The sequence below is a fragment of the Anoxybacillus pushchinoensis genome (assembly GCF_900111795.1).
GTDB lineage: Bacteria > Bacillota > Bacilli > Bacillales > Anoxybacillaceae > Anoxybacillus > Anoxybacillus pushchinoensis.
Window position 1 is genome coordinate 14,720 of the sequence record NZ_FOJQ01000011.1, and the last position, 20,426, is coordinate 35,145.

Annotated in this window: 17 protein-coding genes and 2 pseudogenes; 1 reads left to right on the plus strand and 18 read right to left on the minus strand. The window is 41.8% G+C overall.

Annotation, left to right across the window (positions count from 1 at the left end; translation table 11 throughout):
* Nucleotides 1-33: 33 nt before the first annotated feature.
* The 4 genes from glnA to hflX all read right to left on the minus strand — a co-directional run bounded on the left by glnA (nucleotide 34) and on the right by hflX (nucleotide 4,464).
* Entirely contained in the window at nucleotides 34-1,368 is a 1,335-nt protein-coding gene (gene glnA / locus BM213_RS04800; RefSeq protein ID WP_091701511.1) for a type I glutamate--ammonia ligase, read from the minus strand.
* 60 nt (nucleotides 1,369-1,428) lie between these two features.
* Nucleotides 1,429-1,833, minus strand: a complete 405-nt coding sequence (locus BM213_RS04805; protein ID WP_091701514.1) for a MerR family transcriptional regulator — start codon at nucleotides 1,831-1,833, stop codon at nucleotides 1,429-1,431.
* A gap of 101 nt (nucleotides 1,834-1,934) precedes the next feature.
* Nucleotides 1,935-3,203 (minus strand): methionine gamma-lyase family protein, encoded by a 1,269-nt coding sequence (locus tag BM213_RS04810; protein ID WP_091701516.1) that lies wholly within the window; start codon nucleotides 3,201-3,203, stop codon nucleotides 1,935-1,937.
* Between the two features lie 13 nt (nucleotides 3,204-3,216).
* Complete coding sequence (gene hflX / locus BM213_RS04815) at nucleotides 3,217-4,464, minus strand: GTPase HflX (RefSeq protein WP_091701519.1); 1,248 nt, start codon at nucleotides 4,462-4,464, stop codon at nucleotides 3,217-3,219.
* Between the two features lie 145 nt (nucleotides 4,465-4,609).
* Here hflX and BM213_RS04820 point away from each other — a divergent pair, with 145 nt between their 5' ends.
* Complete coding sequence (locus BM213_RS04820; protein ID WP_091701522.1) at nucleotides 4,610-5,218, plus strand: trimeric intracellular cation channel family protein; 609 nt, start codon at nucleotides 4,610-4,612, stop codon at nucleotides 5,216-5,218.
* A 31-nt stretch (nucleotides 5,219-5,249) separates the two neighbouring features.
* On the opposite strand, the gene BM213_RS04825 is transcribed toward BM213_RS04820, so the two are convergent.
* The 14 genes and pseudogenes from BM213_RS04825 to BM213_RS04890 all read right to left on the minus strand — a co-directional run bounded on the left by BM213_RS04825 (nucleotide 5,250) and on the right by BM213_RS04890 (nucleotide 20,424).
* Nucleotides 5,250-6,404 (minus strand): thiolase family protein, encoded by a 1,155-nt coding sequence (locus BM213_RS04825; RefSeq protein WP_091701598.1) that lies wholly within the window; start codon nucleotides 6,402-6,404, stop codon nucleotides 5,250-5,252.
* Between the two features lie 14 nt (nucleotides 6,405-6,418).
* Nucleotides 6,419-7,264 (minus strand): 3-hydroxyacyl-CoA dehydrogenase family protein, encoded by an 846-nt coding sequence (locus tag BM213_RS04830; RefSeq protein WP_091701526.1) that lies wholly within the window; start codon nucleotides 7,262-7,264, stop codon nucleotides 6,419-6,421.
* 12 nt (nucleotides 7,265-7,276) lie between these two features.
* Nucleotides 7,277-7,618, minus strand: a pseudogene (locus BM213_RS04835) (AMP-binding enzyme); the annotation flags it as partial.
* A pseudogene (locus tag BM213_RS04840) lies at nucleotides 7,609-8,088 on the minus strand (acyl-CoA dehydrogenase family protein); the annotation flags it as partial. The pseudogenes BM213_RS04835 and BM213_RS04840, both read right to left, overlap by 10 nt.
* 12 nt (nucleotides 8,089-8,100) lie before the next feature.
* Nucleotides 8,101-9,660 carry a fatty acid--CoA ligase gene (locus BM213_RS04845; protein WP_091701529.1) on the minus strand — a complete coding sequence of 520 codons (1,560 nt, stop codon included), beginning with the start codon at nucleotides 9,658-9,660 and terminating at the stop codon, nucleotides 8,101-8,103.
* Between the two features lie 126 nt (nucleotides 9,661-9,786).
* On the minus strand, nucleotides 9,787-10,716 hold the full coding sequence (gene spoVK, locus BM213_RS04850) for a stage V sporulation protein K (RefSeq protein WP_091701531.1): 930 nt from the start codon (nucleotides 10,714-10,716) through the stop codon (nucleotides 9,787-9,789).
* A gap of 116 nt (nucleotides 10,717-10,832) precedes the next feature.
* The gene (gene hfq / locus BM213_RS04855) at nucleotides 10,833-11,057 is read right to left on the minus strand and encodes an RNA chaperone Hfq (protein ID WP_091701534.1); all 225 of its coding nucleotides are present in this window, start codon (nucleotides 11,055-11,057) and stop codon (nucleotides 10,833-10,835) included.
* Nucleotides 11,058-11,091: 34 nt separating this feature from the next.
* Entirely contained in the window at nucleotides 11,092-12,027 is a 936-nt protein-coding gene (gene miaA / locus BM213_RS04860; RefSeq protein WP_091701537.1) for a tRNA (adenosine(37)-N6)-dimethylallyltransferase MiaA, read from the minus strand.
* A gap of 226 nt (nucleotides 12,028-12,253) precedes the next feature.
* Nucleotides 12,254-14,080 (minus strand): DNA mismatch repair endonuclease MutL, encoded by a 1,827-nt coding sequence (mutL, locus tag BM213_RS04865; protein WP_091701539.1) that lies wholly within the window; start codon nucleotides 14,078-14,080, stop codon nucleotides 12,254-12,256.
* Nucleotides 14,081-14,093: 13 nt separating this feature from the next.
* Nucleotides 14,094-16,661 (minus strand): DNA mismatch repair protein MutS, encoded by a 2,568-nt coding sequence (mutS, locus tag BM213_RS04870; RefSeq protein ID WP_167357373.1) that lies wholly within the window; start codon nucleotides 16,659-16,661, stop codon nucleotides 14,094-14,096.
* Between the two features lie 71 nt (nucleotides 16,662-16,732).
* The gene (locus BM213_RS04875) at nucleotides 16,733-17,269 is read right to left on the minus strand and encodes an outer spore coat protein CotE (protein ID WP_091701544.1); all 537 of its coding nucleotides are present in this window, start codon (nucleotides 17,267-17,269) and stop codon (nucleotides 16,733-16,735) included.
* A gap of 160 nt (nucleotides 17,270-17,429) precedes the next feature.
* The gene (locus BM213_RS04880; RefSeq protein ID WP_091701547.1) at nucleotides 17,430-17,861 is read right to left on the minus strand and encodes a YlbF/YmcA family competence regulator; all 432 of its coding nucleotides are present in this window, start codon (nucleotides 17,859-17,861) and stop codon (nucleotides 17,430-17,432) included.
* A 19-nt stretch (nucleotides 17,862-17,880) separates the two neighbouring features.
* Nucleotides 17,881-19,443, minus strand: a complete 1,563-nt coding sequence (gene miaB, locus BM213_RS04885) for a tRNA (N6-isopentenyl adenosine(37)-C2)-methylthiotransferase MiaB (RefSeq protein ID WP_091701550.1) — start codon at nucleotides 19,441-19,443, stop codon at nucleotides 17,881-17,883.
* 114 nt (nucleotides 19,444-19,557) lie between these two features.
* Nucleotides 19,558-20,424, minus strand: coding sequence for a 2-oxoacid:ferredoxin oxidoreductase subunit beta (locus tag BM213_RS04890; protein WP_091701552.1), 867 nt, complete (start codon nucleotides 20,422-20,424; stop codon nucleotides 19,558-19,560).
* Nucleotides 20,425-20,426 lie beyond the last annotated feature (2 nt).

Consider the following 20,426-nt stretch of genomic DNA (forward strand, 5'->3'; position numbering starts at 1 on the left):
AAAAAGCTAACGGAAGCACCGTTAGCTTTTTTATTAGTACAGGCTCATATATTGTTCACGTTCCCACGGATGCACAGCTGTACGGAACATATCCCATTCAATTTCTTTTGCCTCAACGAAGTGTTCAAATAAATGTCTGCCAAGGGCATTGACGATCACTTCATCAGATTTTAAGTTTTGCAACGCTTCTGCTAACGTTGCAGGTAAATCGACAATTCCTTCTTCCAAACGTTCTTCTTTCGTCATTACATAAATGTTGCGGTCAACTGGCGCAGGAGGCGTTAGTTTATTTTTAATTCCATCTAATCCAGCTGCCAACAATACAGCCATCGCTAAGTATGGATTAGCTGCTGGGTCTACGCTACGCACTTCAATGCGTGTGCTCATGCCGCGTGACGCTGGGATACGAATAAGTGGGCTACGATTACGTGCCGACCATGCAACGTAACAAGGTGCCTCATAGCCTGGAACAAGACGTTTGTATGAGTTTACCGTTGGGTTTGTTACCGCTGTAAAGTTTGGAGCGTGCTTTAATACACCGGCAATAAACTGTAATGCTGTTTCACTTAGTTGTAGTTGACCGTTCGGATCAAAAAAGGCATTTTCACCATTTTTAAAGAGCGACAAGTTACAATGCATACCCGAACCATTCACACCAAAGAGCGGCTTTGGCATAAATGTCGCATGCAAACCGTGTTTACGTGCGACTGTTTTAACAACAAGTTTAAATGTTTGGATGTCATCACACGCTTTTACCGCATTAGCATACTTAAAGTCAATTTCATGTTGTCCTGGCGCAACTTCGTGATGGGATGCTTCAATCTCAAATCCCATTTCTTCTAATTCTAATACGATATCGCGACGGCAATTTTCCCCTAAATCTGTTGGTGCTAAATCAAAGTAACCGCCATTATCATTTAATTCCAGCGTCGGTTCACCTTTTTCGTCTAGCTTAAATAGGAAAAACTCCGGCTCTGGACCTAAGTTGAATTCTGTAAATCCGAGTGCTTCCATTTCTTTCAACACCCGCTTTAAGTTATAACGCGGGCATCCTTCGAATGGGGTACCATCTGGATTGTAAATGTCACAAATAAAGCGTGCCACTTTTCCTTTTTCAGCTGTCCACGGGAAGATAACGAATGTATCTAAATCTGGATATAAATACATATCTGATTCTTCAATACGAACAAATCCCTCGATCGACGACCCATCAAACATCATTTTATTATCGAGCGCCTTTTGCAATTGACTTACAGGAATTTCTACGTTTTTGATCGTACCGAGAATGTCTGTGAACTGCAAGCGAATATACTTTACATTCTCTTCCTTTACAATACGAAAAATGTCTTCTTTTGTGTACTTAGCCATACATATTCCTCCCCCAGAATGAAAAAGATTATTTATGTTTATGTTAAAAACATAAATTTCTTAATGGAAAAAGCGAGCGATGTCCCCTTGGCGGAGCGATGCACGATTAAAACGGCCCGCTTGCATTAATTCGGTACGCAACAATTTGCGTAGCTCTGCCTCTGACAAATCTTGCTTCACCACTTTTGGTGAAACGGATGGCGTTGTCTCAAAGTGCTGTTGTTGACGTGAGGCGAAAATTTGTTTAATCCCCGCTAAATTAACCCCTTGCTCGATGAGGTCTTTAATTTCAAGCAAGCGATCTACATCATTAAATGAAAATAACCGACGATTGCCTTCCGTACGAGCAGGTGAAACAAGACCGTGTTCTTCATAATAGCGGATTTGACGTGCTGACAAATCGGTTAACTGCATAACGATGCCAATTGGAAACAACGGCATGGAGCGACGAATTTGACTATTCATGTCGACCCCTCCTTACGTAATACGTATTTTTATTTTATTATATGTTAGTTTATATGTCAATGAAATGTTACGTTTCATTACATATTTTTTTCTGAAATATTTTATAATTGAATTAATCGTTTTTCAAGCAATCGGTCAACAGCCATACAAACAGCAATTTTCACGTGCGAATACGTGAGACCCCCTTGTACGTACGCAACATACGGTGGTCGAATTGGTCCATCGGCTGATAGCTCGATGCTTGCCCCTTGTACAAACGTCCCTGCCGCCATAATGACATCATCCTCATAACCCGGCATGTAATTCGGATATGGAGTAAAATGCGAATTGACAGGGGAGGCGAATTGAATGGCTTGACAAAACGCTATCATTTGCTCTGCTCCATCAAATTGCACGGACTGAATCAAGTCCGTACGCTTCGCATCCCACGTCGGATACGTATTCATTCCGATTCGTTCAAGCATTGCTGCAGTAAACACGGCACCTTTCAACGCTTGTCCAACGGTATGGGGGGCCAAGAAAAAGCCTTGATACATTTCTTGCAAACTGTACAAAGAGGCGCCTGCTTCCGCACCAATTCCTGGCGAGGTCATACGATAAGCACACATATTGATATATTCTTTTTTACCGACGAGATATCCTCCTGTTTTCGCTAATCCACCACCTGGATTTTTAATCAATGAGCCGGCGATTAAATCAGCACCAACATGACATGGTTCTCGCTCCTCAACGAATTCACCATAACAGTTATCAACAAAAACAACAACATCTTGTTTAATTGTTTTAACAACATCAATCATTTGTTTGATTTCAGCAATTGTAAACGAAGGCCGAGGATCATATCCTTTTGAACGTTGAATGCCGATCATCTTCGTCCGACTGTTGATTGCTCGTTCGACTGCTTCAAAATCAACTTTTCCTTCTGAAGTAAGCGGCACGCTGTTATAACCAATATGAAACTCTTTTAACGAACCGATTCCTTCGCCGCGAATGCCGACGATTTCTTCTAGCGTATCGTACGGTTTTCCAGTAATATACAACAATTCATCCCCCGGACGTAACACACCAAACAGCGCGATCGTAATCGCATGTGTACCGGAAATGATTTGTGGGCGGACAAGCGCCGCTTCCCCACCGAATACGTCTGCATACACTTTTTCAAGTGTGTCACGTCCTATATCATCATAGCCATACCCTGTAGACGGAATAAAATGTGCATCGCTCACTTGATGACGACGAAAACTTTGCAGTACACGATATTGATTATAATCAATGCGAGCATCAATCGCCTGATGAATCGGTGCGATTTGTGCCTCAATTTCTTTGACAAGTGTAGAAATCGTTTCTCCATGTGTTAAATGCTCAAACATAGCAAGCCCCTTTCTATTTGTTGTATATTCTTAGTTGTAACAGTAATGGATGTTCCGACAATATGTAGCCGCTACATTCATACATGCCACTTTGTTCATTGTAATATATGTGCTGCACAATTGTTTCTGATTTTAGCTGTGCGAGCATTTTCCCCTCAAATGCAGGAATCGCTATATCGTAACGTTCCATCGCTTCGATCATGTGTGTTTCAATAAATCGGCGCAGCTTTTGTACATCTTGTTCACTAAACGCACTTACTAATATATAGTCTGTTTTCGAGCTTGGAACAAAGCTTGGAAGAGTGATATCACGTTTGTTATATACAGTAGCGATTGGAATGGTCGTCGCCTCCAATTCTTCAAGTAAACGATAAACGGTTTGTTCATGTTGAATATAATCCGGATTCGATGAATCGACAATATGTAAAATAAAATCCGCTTCTTTCACCTCTTCTAACGTCGAACGAAACGCTGCCACAAGAGTAGTTGGTAAATCTTGAATGAAACCGACCGTATCCGTCAAAAGCGCCGTATAACCGCTTGGCAACACCAATTTGCGCGTGAGCGGATCTAATGTAGCAAACAATAAATTTTCTTCAAAAGCATTGGCGTTCGTTAGTCGGTTAAAAAGTGTCGATTTCCCTGCGTTTGTATAGCCGACGAGCGCAATTTGAAACACAGCATTTTTTTTCCGCCGCTCTCGATATCTCCCTCGATGTTCAACAACAGCCTTTAACTGTGCTTTAATTTCGTCAATTCGGCGACGAATGTGACGACGGTCTGTTTCTAACTTTGTTTCCCCTGGTCCTCTCGTTCCGATTCCGCCACCTAATCGGGAAAGTTCTGTTCCTTGTCCGCTTAAGCGTGGCAGTATGTATTGTAATTGTGCAAGCTCAACTTGCAATTTTCCTTCTTTTGAGCGCGCGCGGCTTGCGAAAATATCTAAAATAAGTTGCGTTCGGTCAATGATGCGCACGTTTAACAACTTTGTTAAGTTTCGATTTTGACTTGGCGACAGTTCATCATTAAAAATAATGACGTCTGGCTCAAATTGTTCCACGAGACGCACTAGTTCCTCCACTTTTCCTTTTCCAATATAAGTAGCTGGATGAACCGTTTCCCGCTTCTGCGACAGACTAATGATGACCTCACCGTTTGCTGTATGAACGAGGGAAGCAAGCTCTTCCATCGAATACAAAAATCGTTCATCATCAACATGCGGTAATTGACACCCAACAATAATTACTCGTTCTTTTTGCATATTTTCCCTCTTTCCTGTTGAACATCTGTTCTCATCATAACAAATCTCATTTAAAAGTGCTATGGTTGAAAAATGGCCGTTGATTTTTTCATATTTTATACATAAAATTTTAACGTAATGTGACATCACAGAAAGGATTACGATCATGACTTGGGAAGTATTAAGTATGATTGGCACCATCGCCTTTGCGATTAGCGGAGCCATTGTTGCTATGGAAGAAGAATACGATATTTTAGGTGTGTACATCCTCGGAATTGTAACGGCATTCGGCGGCGGTGCTGTACGCAACGTATTAATCGGCGTACCTGTATCCATTCTATGGCAACAACAAACACTTTTTTTGATTGCGTTTATCGCGATGACGATTGTCTATTTATTCCCGCAAAAAATGTTGCCGCATTGGCAACGTTGGGGCAACTTTTTCGACGCCCTCGGACTTTCAGCTTTCGCCATTCAAGGGGCACTATATGCCGTTCAAATGAATCGACCATTAAGCGCAGTTATTGTTGCTGCTGTACTAACAGGAAGCGGAGGCGGAATGATTCGCGATGTATTAGCAGGAAGAAAGCCTCTTGTATTACGTGATGAAATTTATGCTGCTTGGGCCATTGTAGCTGGCGTTGCGGTTGGAACAGGCATTGCACACTCCTCAATTAGCCTGTATGTATTGTTTGTTGTCGTTGCCGCGTTGCGCATTTTATCGTACACATATAACTGGAAATTGCCGAATAAATCATTAAAATTAGGGAATTAAAACAGGGGACCCAAATACCGTCCCCTGTTTTTTACTGTCCCCACCGCTCGACAATGGTCGCGGTTGCCATGCCGTGCCCGATATAAATCGTTAATAAGCCGTAGCGCCCCTTTCGTCGTTCGAGTTCGTGAACGAGCGACGTCATCAGTTTCACACCCGTTGCCCCAAGCGGATGACCTAACGCAATCGCACCACCGTTGACATTTACTTTGGAAAGTGAAACGCCAATTTCTTTTTGCCAAGCAAGGACGACAGACGCGAACGCTTCGTTAATTTCAATGAGGTCGATAGCGTCCATTGTGAGATTCGCTTTTTGTAATACTTTTTTCGTTGTCGGAATGACACCATCTAGCATGTACGTCGGATCAGAGCCAACAACTGTTTGAGCGACAATTTTTGCTTTCGGCCTCAAACCGAGTCGAATCGCTGTTTCCCGCTCCATGAGCAACACCGCCGCCGCACCGTCGCTCATTTGGCTTGCGTTCCCAGCAGTAATTTTCCCGTTTTGTTTAAAGACCGGCTTCAATGCTGCCAGCGCTTCAAGCGACGTATCTTGGCGCGGCCCTTCATCAATTGTCACGATGATGTCGTTCCCATCTTTATCAAGCCCGATGACCGATACCATTTCTTCGATGAAACGACCTTCTGCTTGCGCCCGAAGCGCCCGCTGGTGGCTTTCGTACGCATATGCATCTAACTGTTCTCGTGTCAATTCGTATTTTTCAGCAATCAGTTCGGCAGAAACACCTTGGTGGACGAATTCGTATTTTTCATGGAGCGACGGTGGAATCGTTTGCTCGTTTCCATCGCTTAAAATCGGAACTTTTGTCATACTTTCCACCCCAGCCGCAATCGCGATGTCCATATCGCCTGATTTAATTTCCTGCGCAGCGAAATGAAGCGCCTGCTGGCCTGAACCGCACATCCGGTTAATTTGCACCGCGGGAACTTCTATCGGAAAGCCTGCCTCAAGCGCTGCTAAACGCCCGATATTATACCCTTGCTCGCCAATCGGCGTTACGCATCCCATCACAATATCTTCAATCAATTGCTTTTCCACCCCAGCACGCTTAACAACTTCCTCAAGCACAATGGCCGCTAAATGAACCGGATGTTTGTCGCGAAACACCCCGTTTCGCTTGCCGACAGGAGTGCGTACCGCTTCGACAATGACTACTTCACGCATGCTTTTCCCTTCTTTCATTCGTATGTGTAAAATCCTTTGCCTGTTTTTCGTCCGAGATGCCCTGCTTCGACAAGTTTACGGAGCGTCTGTGGCGGACGAAACCGGTCGCCATATGCTTCTGTCATATTTTCGCTGACAAACAACATCGTATCTAACCCGACTAAATCGGCAAGTTCAAGCGGTCCCATCGGATAATTCAGCCCAAGGCGAATCGCTTTATCGATATGCTCTGCGGAAGCGATTCCTTCTTCGTACATGCGAATGCATTCGATCATATGTGCAGCTAGCGCTCTTGTTGTCACAAATCCTTGCATATCTTTTACGATGACTGTTTCTTTGCCGATGGATTCCGATAGCTGTTGAATCGCTTCAATCGTCTGCTCGGACGTCGCCACGCCTTTCACAATCTCAATGAGCTTCATTACTGGCGCTGGATTAAACCAATGCATGCCGACGACTTGGCTCGGACGCTTCGTCGCTGCAGCAATCGCCGTAACGCTTAATTCCGACGTATTTGTCGCTAAAATCGCTTCTTGTTTCGCATAACGGTCAAGCTGTTCAAACACTTGTTTTTTGAGCGGCAAATGTTCTGGCACCGCTTCGACGACAACATCTGCTTCTTTTACTGCTTCTTGCAAGTTCGTTTCCGTTTGAATGCGAGAAAGAATAGCCGATGCCTCTTGTTCTTGTAGTTTACCAGCCTTGACAAAACGAGAAAGGCTTTTTTGAATGGACTGTATTCCTTTTTCAAGCGCCGCATCAGAAATATCGTATAAATAAACTGTTTTTCCGCCCATCGCTAACGACTGGGCGATGCCGCTTCCCATTAAGCCAGCACCGATGACTGCAATTGTTTGCATCCCTACTCCCCCCTATTGAACGTTTGTAAAATAATCGCGCAGTTGTTCACGTAATTTCATTTTTAAAAATTTTCCGACACTCGTTTTCGGAATTTCACTCATAAAGACGATGTCATCTGGCAGCCACCATTTCGCAAATTGCGGACGTAAAAAGTCGTATAGCTCCTCTTTTGTCACATGTTTTCCTTCTTTTACTACGACGCAAGCGATCGGGCGTTCTTGCCATTGTGGATGCGGCACGGCAACAACTGCTGCTTCAAATACCGCTTCATGCGCCATAAGCGCATTTTCTAAATCGACAGACGAAATCCATTCCCCGCCGCTTTTAATGACGTCTTTCGTCCGATCGACAATGTAATAAACGTTTTTTGTCCGTTGACAATATAATGGTCGCCTTGTTTCACCGCCGTTGTTTTGATACCTGCTAAATCAGAACCTGCGCCTGGTTCGGTCATCGCAATGGCGGTGATGAGTTCTCCGGATACACACTTCGGTAGCCATTTCTTCTTTTGTTCTTCTGTGCCGTACGATGCGATATACGGAACGACGATATCGTTATGCAAGCCGATGCCGACAAGGCTAGCCCCTACTCTTTCTAACTCCTCATTGATAACGACCGAATAGCCGAAATCGGCACCAAATCCACCGTACGCTTCATCTACCCACGGACAAAGAAATCCATTCTCTCCCATTTTCCTCCAAAACTCCCGTGGAATGATTCCTTGTTTTTCCCATTCCGCATAAAACGGGTACGCTTCTTTTTGCAAAAACTTTCGGAACGCCTCCCGAAAAATGTGATGTTCTTCATGCAAATAGGTTGCCATGTTGTCCCCACCTTATGATTGCGCCATTTTTTTCATTTGTTCGCGCAATAAAAACTTTTGGATTTTTCCGCTCGCATTGCGTGGCAGTGCCTCTACAAAATAGTACGCGCGCGGTCGTTTGTACGGAGCCAGCTTGTCGCTTTGTTTGCAAAACGCCTCTAATTGTTCAGCGGTAAGCTGTTGGTCTTTTTTGACGACGAAAGCAACGACTTTTTCTCCCCATAGCGCATCTGGCTCTCCAAGCACTGCGACATCAAGCACGCCTTCATGTTCGTAAAGCACGTCTTCTACTTCACGCGGATAGACATTTTCGCCGCCGCTAATAATCATGTCATCGACGCGGTCGGCAACGTATAAATACCCGTCTTCATCCATGTAGCCTAAATCGCCAGAATGATACCAACCTTTATACATCGCTTTTTCCGTCGCATCTTCGCGATTGTAGTAGCCAACCATCATGCATGAGCCTTTGACGATAATTTCGCCGACTTCTCCTGGCGGTAAAATGTCATCGGGGTCAGACGGTTCGTCTTCGCGCGGTTTGGCGATGCGAATTTCATGGTTTAAACACGCACGCCCAGCAGATCCGGCTTTCGTTAACTGCTCATCTTCGTACAAGAACGTCACAGCTGGTCCCATTTCCGTCATGCCGTACGCTTGGATTAAATCAATGCCTAACCGCTCTTTGCATTCTTTCACAAGCACTGGCGCCATCGGAGCAGCTCCGTATAATCCGATGCGAAGCGACGATAAATCATAATCGGACAATTTTTCTTGCAAAAGCATATTCCACATCGTCGGTGCGGCAAATAAGATTGTAATTTGTTCTTGTTCGATGACCGTTAATACTTGTTTCGGGTCGAAATGATGAACAATCACGTTTGTTGCGCCAGCATGGACGCGCGGAAGGAAGCAACAATGCAATTCTGCGCAATGGAACATCGGTGCGGTGACAAGCCCTCGCTCTGTTTCGCGAATGCGCATCACAGAATTACAAATTAAGCTTTGCTCGACCATGTCGCGATGTCGATGCATCACTCCTTTTGGCCTTCCTGTCGTTCCGCTTGTGTACATAATCGCATACAAGTCACGTTCAGAAACATCGATGGCTGGAAGCACGCTATTTGCTCGTTGGGTTTGTCCGTGATAGGAAACAGCGTACGCTGGCGCTTGCCCGTCAATGACCCAAAAAGAAACGTGTGGAAATTCATGATGAATGGCTGTAATTTGTGGTTCAACTGCTTGTTCAAATAACACGATTTTTGGGGTAGCATCCGTTAAAATGTAAGCGATTTCTTTCGGTCGTAAACGAAAATTAATCGGGTTAAAAACAGCGCCGATTTTCGCACACGCAAAAAAAGCAGTGGCAAGTTCTGCCGTATTAAATAACACGGTCGATACACGATCTCCTTTTCGGACTCCCGCTTCTAAGAAAGCGTTTGCAAGTTTGTTCACTTCTTTTTCCCATTGTTCGTACGTATAGCGAAGTCCTGTACGGATATCTACAAGCGCTTCTTTTTTCGGGAATTTCCTTACCGACTGTGAAAATAACTCTCCGATCGTAATGTACAAAAAAATCCCTCCTCACTTTTTTGTATCAATATAGATAATATTTTTTATTTTCAGACTATATTCTACGAAATAAAAAGAAAACCCTTCTTTCGTACATAAAAAATAAGGAAGGTTTCCCTTCCCAATTTATTCAACAACTAAATCACGTTCTCGTATGATCATGAGCTCCTTTTTGTCATAGCGTCCTTCATGTAGTAAACGTACCGCTTGTTTTCGAATTGCTTTTTCAATCAAGTTTCGAATGTAACGACCGTTACTAAACTTCCTTTGGCCCCCCTCTACCAGTAGCTGTTCAATATGTTCACGTAGTTTTCGTTCTGCTTCATTAGTAAGCTCGTATTCTCTTATATGAAGCATTTGTTTTGCAATTTGTACAAGTTCCTCTGCTGTGTAATCAGGAAACTCAAGCATCAATGGAAAGCGTGACGGTAATCCTGGGTTGAGAGATAAAAAATAATCCATCTCAGCCGGATATCCTGCTAAAATCACAACTAAATCATCAGAAAAATCTTCGATTCCTTTTACTAACGTATCGATCGCTTCTTTTCCAAAATCTTTTTCCCCTCCACGTGCTAACGAATATGCTTCATCAATAAATAAAATTCCCCCGCGAGCCTTTTTAATTAAATCACGTGTTTTATTTGCTGTATGACCGATGTATTCACCAACTAAATCGGCACGTTCTGCTTCAATAAAGTGTCCTTTGGATAACACGTTCATTTCTAAAAATAACTTCCCAAGAATACGAGCAACTGTTGTTTTTCCTGTACCTGGGTTCCCTTTAAAAATCATATGAAGCGATTGTTTATTTCCTTTTAATCCGTTCGCTTGACGTGCTTTATTAATATATAACCATGCGTAAATTTCCTTAATTAATTTTTTCACTTCACTTAGTCCAACTAACTCATCTAGTTCCTTCTGAATCTCTTTCAATACTGCATGTTGATGATAATCAATTCGATTGGCCGTTTCTTCTTTCGGTAAATAATTGACGTTTTTAGCATTAAGTACGATATTAATTTGACTTTTCGTTTGCTTCATTGTCAACTCTGACAAGGCGACGTCACCTCTCCTTCACCGTTGCTTCTTTTACTAATATACGCTGTTCATATCCATTTCGTGACAAACGCCTAGCGAAAAAATCGCCCACCTCATTCGGTGAGCGATTTAGCTTACTCGATGTCAATTTTCACATTTTTTTGTGGCGCAAATGTGGAAATCGCATGTTTATAAATTAATTGTTGTTTCCCATCAACTTCCAATAACACAGTAAAATTGTCAAACCCTTTCACTAGACCACGCAATTGAAATCCATTTAACAAAAATACAGTAACCGTTGTTCCTTCCTTGCGCAACTGGTTTAAAAACTGATCTTGAATATTTATTGTGTTTTTCATTGCTTCGTCCTCCTCTTTTCTCTCTACATTACGTCTATATATTCGACTGAAAGCGAAACTTTCCTTCTATGCAATGCAAAATTTCATTTACTCGCACCGAAAACAGCGTATCATCCGTCATATCAAACCATTGAACAGGCATTTGATTGCGAAACCATGTCAATTGGCGCTTCGCATAGCGACGCGAGTTTTGCTTCAATTGTTCAATAGCTTCTTCTAGTGTGATAAGTCCATCTAAATACGAATACAACTCTTTATAACCGATCGCTTGGATGGCCTGACAATCGCGTACACCTTTTTCATGCAATCGTTTCACTTCTTCGATTAATCCTTGAGCAATCATTTGATCTACCCGCTTATTAATACGCTCATATAATTTCTCACGTTCCATCGTCAGTCCAATAAGCGCTGCGTTATAGACGAGCTGCCGCTTTTGTTCTTTTAGCCATTCCGTCATCGTTTTTCCTGTACAATGGTAAATTTCTAATGCACGAATGACGCGACGAACATTATTTGGATGAATACGCTCGGCACTTATCGGATCAATTTTTTTTAATTGTTCATAAAGTTCAATGGACGAACATCGTTCTAGCGATTGACGATACAAATCATTTGATGGAGCACTTGAAAATTGGTAATCATAGATGACAGATTGGATATATAGCCCTGTGCCTCCAACGATGATTGGAAGTTTTCCTCGATTCGTAATCTGTTGAATAAGCGATCGAGCAAGCGTCTGGAATTCTGCAACGGAAAAAGATTCATCCGGCTCTTTTATATCAAGTAAATGATGCGGGATTCCTTCCATTTCTTCTCTTTGAATTTTTGCTGTTCCAATATCTAATCCTCTGTACACTTGCATCGAGTCACCATTAATAATTTCCCCATCTAAACGCTTGGCCAACTCTATACTCATTTTCGTTTTCCCTACAGCCGTTGGTCCAATTAACACAACGACTTTCTCTCCCATAAAACACCACTACTTTCCAATCTAGTTCACATTCACTTATTATAGACAAACGATGTACATTTTATCATCTATATAGGTTGTAATAAAGAATTTCCGATCTCCATGTTCCGTCTTTATCACCTGACAAGCTGGCACGGTGACAAGAAGAGCGAACAATGCCATGTAAAACAAAATTGCAACTTATATATTTCGAAAAAAATTTAGTCTTGGAAACAATGTATCCTCTTTACATGACACGTTTAAACATTTTTTCTAATTCATAAGTAGAAAAATGAATAATAATTGGACGACCATGCGGGCATGTAAATGGATCGCTCGTTTTTCGCAACGATTCAAGCAACGCGAATATTTCGTCGCTACGTAAAAATTGATTCGCTTTAATGGATTGTTTACAGCTCATCATAATCGCAACTTTTTCACGCAACTGCTTCATATCGACTTTTTTCATCGTTAATACTTGTTGAATCATTTCTTCAATCATTGTCGCCTCTTCCCCTTTTGGAAACCATTGGGGATGGGAACGAACAATGAAACTGTTATGACCAAACGGCTCTAAAAATACGCCGCAAGCTGCTAATTCATCACGATGACTGTCAATAAGCAAATACTCACTTGATGAATAAGTGAACGTTAGTGGGATAAGCAACGGTTGCAACTCATTTGTGGCCGTTGCTAATTTTTCGCGAAAATATTCATATTTGATTCGCTCTTGAGCAGCATGTTGATCAATGATATACAATCCATTTTCATTTTGGGCTAAAATATACGTCCCGTGCATTTGTCCAATCGGATATAGCGGTGGAATACGCTCTTGATCTATTTCTTCGAGTTTTTCTACATGAGGTGGTTCCAGGCTCTCTACATTAAGTGACTCCGCATCCACATCGCTAGCACGTTTTTCGTTTTTCTCGAATGCGATTCGCTCATCTGCTTTCTTTGCTAGCTCACTGTATGAGATCGTTCGCTGTGGAACAATGTTCGATTCTTTCACGACATGTTGAAACGAAAACGTTTGTTGCTCCGTCCTCGGCTTTTCTACCCGCGAGACAGTCACTTCAGGTATTAACGTCTTTTTTTGAAATACATCACGAATAGCGTGCTGAACAAGTTCGTTTAATTCGCCTTCCTTGCTAAAGCGTACTTCTAGCTTTGCCGGGTGAACATTCACATCTACAAGGAGCGGATCCATAGCTATATTTAAAAATGCAATGGGATGTCGCCCGATCGGGAGAAGCGTATGATACCCTTCTTCAATTGCCTTGTATAACGGATAATTTTTTACATATCGACCATTTACAATCGTTGTCATATAATTGCGAGAAGCGCGCGTCACCTCTGGCAACGAAACATAGCCATCAATCGTAAAATCAATCGTTTCAGCGTGAATGGCAACCATTTTTTTTGCAACCTCAAATCCGTAAATCGCAGCTAACACTTGTCGCACATCACCATTTCCGTTCGTATAAAACAGTTGTTTTCCATTATGTGTCAAACGAAATGAAATGTGTGGATGGGCAAGCGCCAAACGGTTCATCACATCAACAATATGCCCTAGTTCCGTATGAATCGTTTTCATATACTTTAAGCGAGCTGGCGTATTGAAAAATAAGTGTGAAACAATAATATCCGTTCCTTTTCGACTGCTCGTCCGACCGCTCTGTATAAGTTCTCCACCTTTCAACACAACAAACGTTCCTGGACGTTCACCCGTGCTCGTTTTTAATTCTAAATGCGAGACGGATGCAATACTTGGTAAAGCTTCCCCTCTAAAACCAAGCGTACGAATGCGGAACAAATCCGCCTCATCTTTAATTTTGCTCGTTGCATGTCGTTCAAACGCTAAAAAACAATCTTCTTCCTCTAATCCATCTCCATTGTCAACAACGCGAATTTTCGTTAGTCCCGCCTCTTCTAACTCCACCTCAATGATTGTGCTATGGGCATCAATCGCATTTTCAACAAGCTCTTTTACAACGGAGGCTGGCCGCTCAACAACTTCCCCCGCCGCAATTTTATTCGCTAACGCATCATCGAGCTTACGAATTTTCCCCACGTTTTCCCTCCTTTCATTTTAGCAGTTTTTGAATTTCGTATAGTTTATTCATTGCTTCAAGCGGTGTCATATCAAGCAAGTTGATGGATTGAATACGCTTGATCACTTCCTTTTCTTTTTTAGATACGCTCGAACGTGTTTCATCGTTTGTTTCAAGAAATATGCTTAACTGTTGAAACTCTTCTTCCTTTTCTTTTACAACGGGAGCTGTATTTGTTTCAAACTCGTGTAAAATTTGTTCCGCTCGCTTAATTAAATCAAACGGCAACTTGGCTAATTGTGCGACATGAATGCCATAACTTTTATCAGCTGGACCCTCTTTAATTTTATGCAAAAAAATGACGGTTCCATTTTCCTCAATGGCACTAACGTGAACATTTTTCAAACGCGGCAATTGTTTTTCAAGCGCTGTTAATTCATGATAATGAGTGCTAAACAATGTTTTCGCACCAATTCGATCGTGGATGTATTCAATCATCGCTTGAGCGAGCGCCATGCCATCGTATGTGGATGTTCCACGTCCAATTTCATCAAATAACACAAGGCTATTTTGTGTCGCGTGCACGATGGCGTTACGTGCCTCTAACATTTCAACCATAAATGTACTTTGGCCTGCGACTAAATCATCAGCCGCCCCGATACGCGTAAACACTTGATCAAAAATAGGTAATATCGCTTCTTCTGCTGGGACAAAACAGCCAATTTGCGCCATAATAGCTGTTAATGCAATTTGACGCATATATGTGCTTTTTCCAGACATATTTGGTCCTGTAATAAGTAACATTTCTCGTTCGGCATCCATATAGCAATCGTTCGGAACGTATACGTTAGATCCTAGCACTTTTTCGACAACAGGATGTCGTCCTTGCTGAATGACAAGGCGGCGATCATGGGAAAACTGCGGTCTACAGTAGTTATATTTTTCACTCACCGTAGCAAAACATTGTATCACATCTAATTGACTAATGTATTTAGCTAATTTTTGTAAACGCACAATATATTGTTTTACTTGTTCGCGAATAGAAACAAACAGCTCATATTCTAACTCTATACTCTTTTCTTCTGCTTCTAAAATAAGTGCTTCTTTTTCTTTCAGCTCTTTCGTCACAAATCGTTCGGCGTTAGCTAACGTTTGTTTGCGCTCATATCGTCCTTCCGGCAACAAATGTAGGTTCGCTTTTGTTACTTCGATATAGTATCCAAACACTCGGTTATAACCAATCTTTAACGATTTAATTCCAGTTAATTCCCGCTCCCTCGTCTCTAACTGCGCGATCCACGTTTTTCCATTTCGACTTGCATCTCGAAATCGATCGAGCGCTTCGTTATAACCATCTTTAATGATGCCCCCCTCTCTCACGGAAAGAGGTGGATTTTCCTCAATCGCTTCTTCTAACAATCGAACAAGATCCTCGCATGCGTCCAAATGTTGAGCAAAGGCTTGAACATGTTCATCATGAATTTGCATAAGAAGAGTAGAAATCATTGGCACTTGCTTTAACGATTTTTTTAATTGAATTAAATCGCGCGCGTTAACATTCCCAAATGCTACACGCCCAGCTAATCGTTCTAAATCATATACCCCACGAAGATGCTCGCGCAATTCTTGACGTTCAAAATAGCTTATCTGAAGTTGTTCAACAAGATGCAACCGCTGCTCAATTTTTTCACGGTCTAACAACGGACGGTCAATCCATTGCTTAAGCAATCGCCCCCCCATCGCTGTCATCGTTTCATCAAGAAGCCAAAAAAGTGAGCCGTTTTTTCCTTTCGCACGAATCGTTTCAGTTAACTCTAAGTTTCGTTTGGAGTACACATCAATTTTCATATACGCATCCACTTCATACAATTCTACTGGCTGCAAATGAGCTAAACTCCGCTTTTGTGTTTTGATTAAATAGTTGAACAGTCGTCCACATGTCACTAATAATTTTTCTTGCTTCAAGTGGGATACAATAGATTGACAAGCATTCGGAATCGTTGTTTCATCTTCGCATGAAATCGTCAAAGCATATCGTTCCTGCAAAAATTGACATTGCTCTTTATACGCTGTCGCAACAACTAATTCTTTTGTTCCGATGGAGTAAATCTCGTTCAATACATCTTCGAACGAATGGAGCAACGTCATCCGGCTTTCCCCTGTTGTTAAGTCAGCATAAGCAATACCATACGTACCATCTTCAAATGATGTTAGTGAGGCTAAATAGTTGTTCGCTTTCTCTTCCAGTTGCTTCCCTTCCATGACTGTTCCAGGGGTAATGAGCTGAACAACTTCCCGACGCACAACTCCTTTCGCTGTTTTTGGATCTTCAACTTGTTCACAAATAGCAACTTTATATCCTTTTTCAATTAAACGTTCAATATACATGGCGGCAGAATGATAAGGCACCCCGCACATCGGCACTCGCTCTTCTCCACCACCATCCCGACTTGTAAGAGTAATTTCTAACTCTTGTGATGCTTTAATCGCATCATCAAAAAACATTTCATAAAAATCACCGAGACGAAAAAAAAGAAATGCGTCTTTATATTGTGACTTAATTGCTAAATATTGTTGAATCATTGGTGTATAAGTCATCATCTTTCCTCCAACACCCAAAATATTGACTTCAATTATTATAACAAAAATAAAAACTAGGAAGAATAAACTTCCTAGTTTTTATTGCTTCCTTCTTGAAGAAGCTCCTCGTCTAACTGTTCTAATTCCGCGTCAATGTCTTCATCGACTTCGTCTGGTGACGTATCAACTACTGCAATACGAACCTTTGTTTCTCCGACGACTTCTGCTACAAACTCTCGCTCCACTTCAACAGTTACTTTATTCCCCGTTGGGGCAATCGTACATTCTAGACAATTTGGTTGTTGCACAACGCGCGCAATGACCTCTTGTTCTTCACTAATAAGCTCTTCGTTCCGATACTTTAATGGAATTACATCTGTGTACGACACCGTTTCTGTCAACACTTCCGTTTTCGTATTATCGTTGTATGAGTACCACACGTTTACATCATACTTCCCATGAATTTCAACACTACGATCTACTTTTTTTGCTTCATACCGATGGTTAATGATCCAGCAACCGAGCACGCTCGTTGGACGATGTTGTGCAGAAACCGTATGCGTTGACTGCGTAAACTTCCGCCCTTTTCCCACAACCGCCTTCGTAATAATCTCTCTGTATTCAGACATGGAACAAACCCTCCTCAAAAAATGCATTGTTCATTCTATCCTATGCACTAGTAACCAAAAAGTGTACAATAAAAAACAATCATTCCGTATAGTTCATTGTATGCAGCGGATGAGAAATATGTACAAAAACATAAAAAAGAGCCCATGTAAAATGGACTCTTTAATGGCAATGACCACAATGACTATGCTTCACTTGAGCTCCTGTTTCCCCGCGCAGCACGTCGCCACCCGTCGATGTAATAATTTCATCCGTCACCGTCTTTGAAATGGTCGAAGCAACAAGCTGCAACAAATCATTAATTTCTACTTGTGATTGTTTGAATTGCTCTACAATTGGAATGTCTGATAGTTGCTCATATATGTCATCAATTTGCGCTTCAACTTTTTTTAACGCCTCAGTCTTTCCGTAATGTTGTAAATTTACAGCTTGTTTTTGTAAAGACTTAATTTTAGTGATCATCGTACGCACTTTTTCATTTTCATGAATTTTTGCCTCTGCCTGTTTAAAAATCTCAACTTCTTCCGTTTCAGCGATCATTTTAGCTAACTCTCTTGCTTTTTGTACGATCTCATCTTTCGTATATTTCGCCACGTTATTTCACCTCAATCGCTTATTCTACCATTTCTCCGTTTAATGTCCATGTTTTCGCTTCAGTAATCCGCACGTTTACAAGTTGACCGATCGCAGACTTTGGACCAATAAAATTAACAAGTTTGTTTTTGCGCGTGTATCCTGCAAGAACATTCGGGTTGTTTTTGCTTTCTCCCTCTACTAATACTTCGACAACTTGTCCTTCATATTCCTTCATTTTTTTCGCAGAAATTTCGTTGACTAATGCATTTAACCGTTGCAGACGTTCTTTTTTCACTTCCATCGGTACGTTATCAACCATTTTTGCTGCTGGCGTCCCTTCACGCGGCGAGTAAATGAACGTAAACGCAGAATCAAATTCAACTTCGCGATATAACGACAACGTTTCTTCAAATTGCTCGTCCGTCTCATTTGGGAAACCGACAATAATATCTGTCGTGAGTGCCACACCTGGAATCGCCTCTTTAATTTTACGAACAAGCTCTAAATATTGTTCACGTGTATATTTCCGTGCCATCATTTTTAACACTTCGCTACTTCCAGATTGGACTGGTAAGTGAATATGCTCGACTAAATTTCCACCTTTCGCCAACACCTCGATTAAATGATCGTCAAAATCGCGCGGATGACTTGTTGTGAAACGAATGCGTGGAATATCGATCTTGCGCAATTCATCCATTAAATGGCCAAGACCGTATTTCATATCAGTAAAATCTTTTCCATATGCGTTGACGTTTTGACCTAAAAGAGTAATTTCTTTATATCCTTGTGCCGCTAAATGACGTACTTCTTGAATAATATCTTCTGGACGACGGCTTCGCTCTTTTCCTCGCGTATACGGAACGATACAGTACGTACAAAACTTATCGCAGCCGTACATAATGTTAACCCATGCTTTAATGTTCCCTTTCCGCACTTTTGGTAAATTCTCGATGACATCGCCTTCCTTTGACCAAACTTCTACAACCATTTCTTTTGACATATACGCTTCTTTCAAAATGTAAGGAAGGCGGTGAATGTTATGAGTACCAAAAATCATGTCAACATATTGGAACTGCTTTAAAATTTTATTAACAACCGACTCCTCTTGTGACATACAGCCACATACCCCGAGCAATAAGTCTGGGTTGTTTTGCTTAAGAGGTTTTAAGTGGCCGATTTCCCCAAACACTTTATTTTCCGCGTTTTCACGAATTGCACACGTATTTAACAAAATGACATTGGCATCTTCAGGACGATCCGTTGGCTCATAGCCGAGAGCCATAAAAATTCCCGCCATCACTTCTGTATCGTGTTCATTCATTTGACAGCCGTACGTACGAATATAAAACTTTCGCCCATTCCCCATGCCGCGGAATTCTTCAGGAATAGAAAAATCTTTATGATATTTCACTTCCTCTTTTCCCCGTTTTTTCGCTTCCTTCAGAGACGGTGGGACAAATACAGTCGAAAAATATTTTTCATAGTCTTGGCTCGTTTTTTGCTTCAAGCGATGTAAATTCTCATCCAAGGCGGATTTTTTGTCCGTTGGATGATCTGTTTCAATTTGTGCTGTGTACTGTAAACGTTGTTTTTCGTTCATCGGTATTCTCCTTTCTTTTGTTCATAGATGCACACTAACATAGTATATTATTTTCCGAGCGTTTAAACAATGTTTTTCCATAAAAAAGAGGATGGTTTTCACCACCCTCTTTTTCTACATAAACTCCGCAACAAGTTGATCGAATTTTTCTTTACTGATTGTTAAATCCGCTTCTGTCAATGGTTTCTCGCTATAACCTGGCACAAGGTCTTGGTACGATTGACGTTCTTTGTTTTGATAAATGAGCCCTGTCACAAGTCCTTTATGCTTCATTAACGTTTGCATCGCCATCTCTCGGTTAGATGGGTCATATCCTTCGATCGAGCTTAAGCTCGTTAAATTGTCTTTAAACCAATCATAAGTGTTCACTTTGTTGTATGTGACGCACGGGCTAAACACGTTAATGAGCGAAAAGCCTTTATGCTTTATACCTTCCTCGATTAGCTGCGTCAACTCTTTTAAGTCACTAGAAAAGCTTTGGGCGACGAATGTTGCCCCAGCTGTTAACGCCATTTCCATAACCGATAGGGCTGGTTCTACTGAGCCTTGAGGCGTACTCTTCGTTTTAAAACCAACCTCACTGCGCGGAGATGTTTGTCCTTTTGTCAAGCCGTAAATTTGGTTATCCATAACGATGTACGTAATGTCGATATTGCGTCGAATCGCGTGAATCGTGTGACCCATTCCAATCGCAAATCCGTCGCCATCACCACCAGCCGCAATGACAGTTAAGTCGCGATTTGCCATTTTTACCCCTTGAGCAATTGGGAGGGCACGGCCGTGCACACCGTGAAAACCGTATGAGTTAATGTAACCAGAAATACGACCGGAACAACCGATACCAGATACAACAACTAGTTCGTGTGGTTCAAGTCCAACGTTAGCGGCAGCACGTTGAATCGCTGCTTGCACGGAAAAGTCGCCACAACCTGGACACCAGTTCGGTTTAATGTTATTACGGAAATCTTTAAATGTCGCCATGT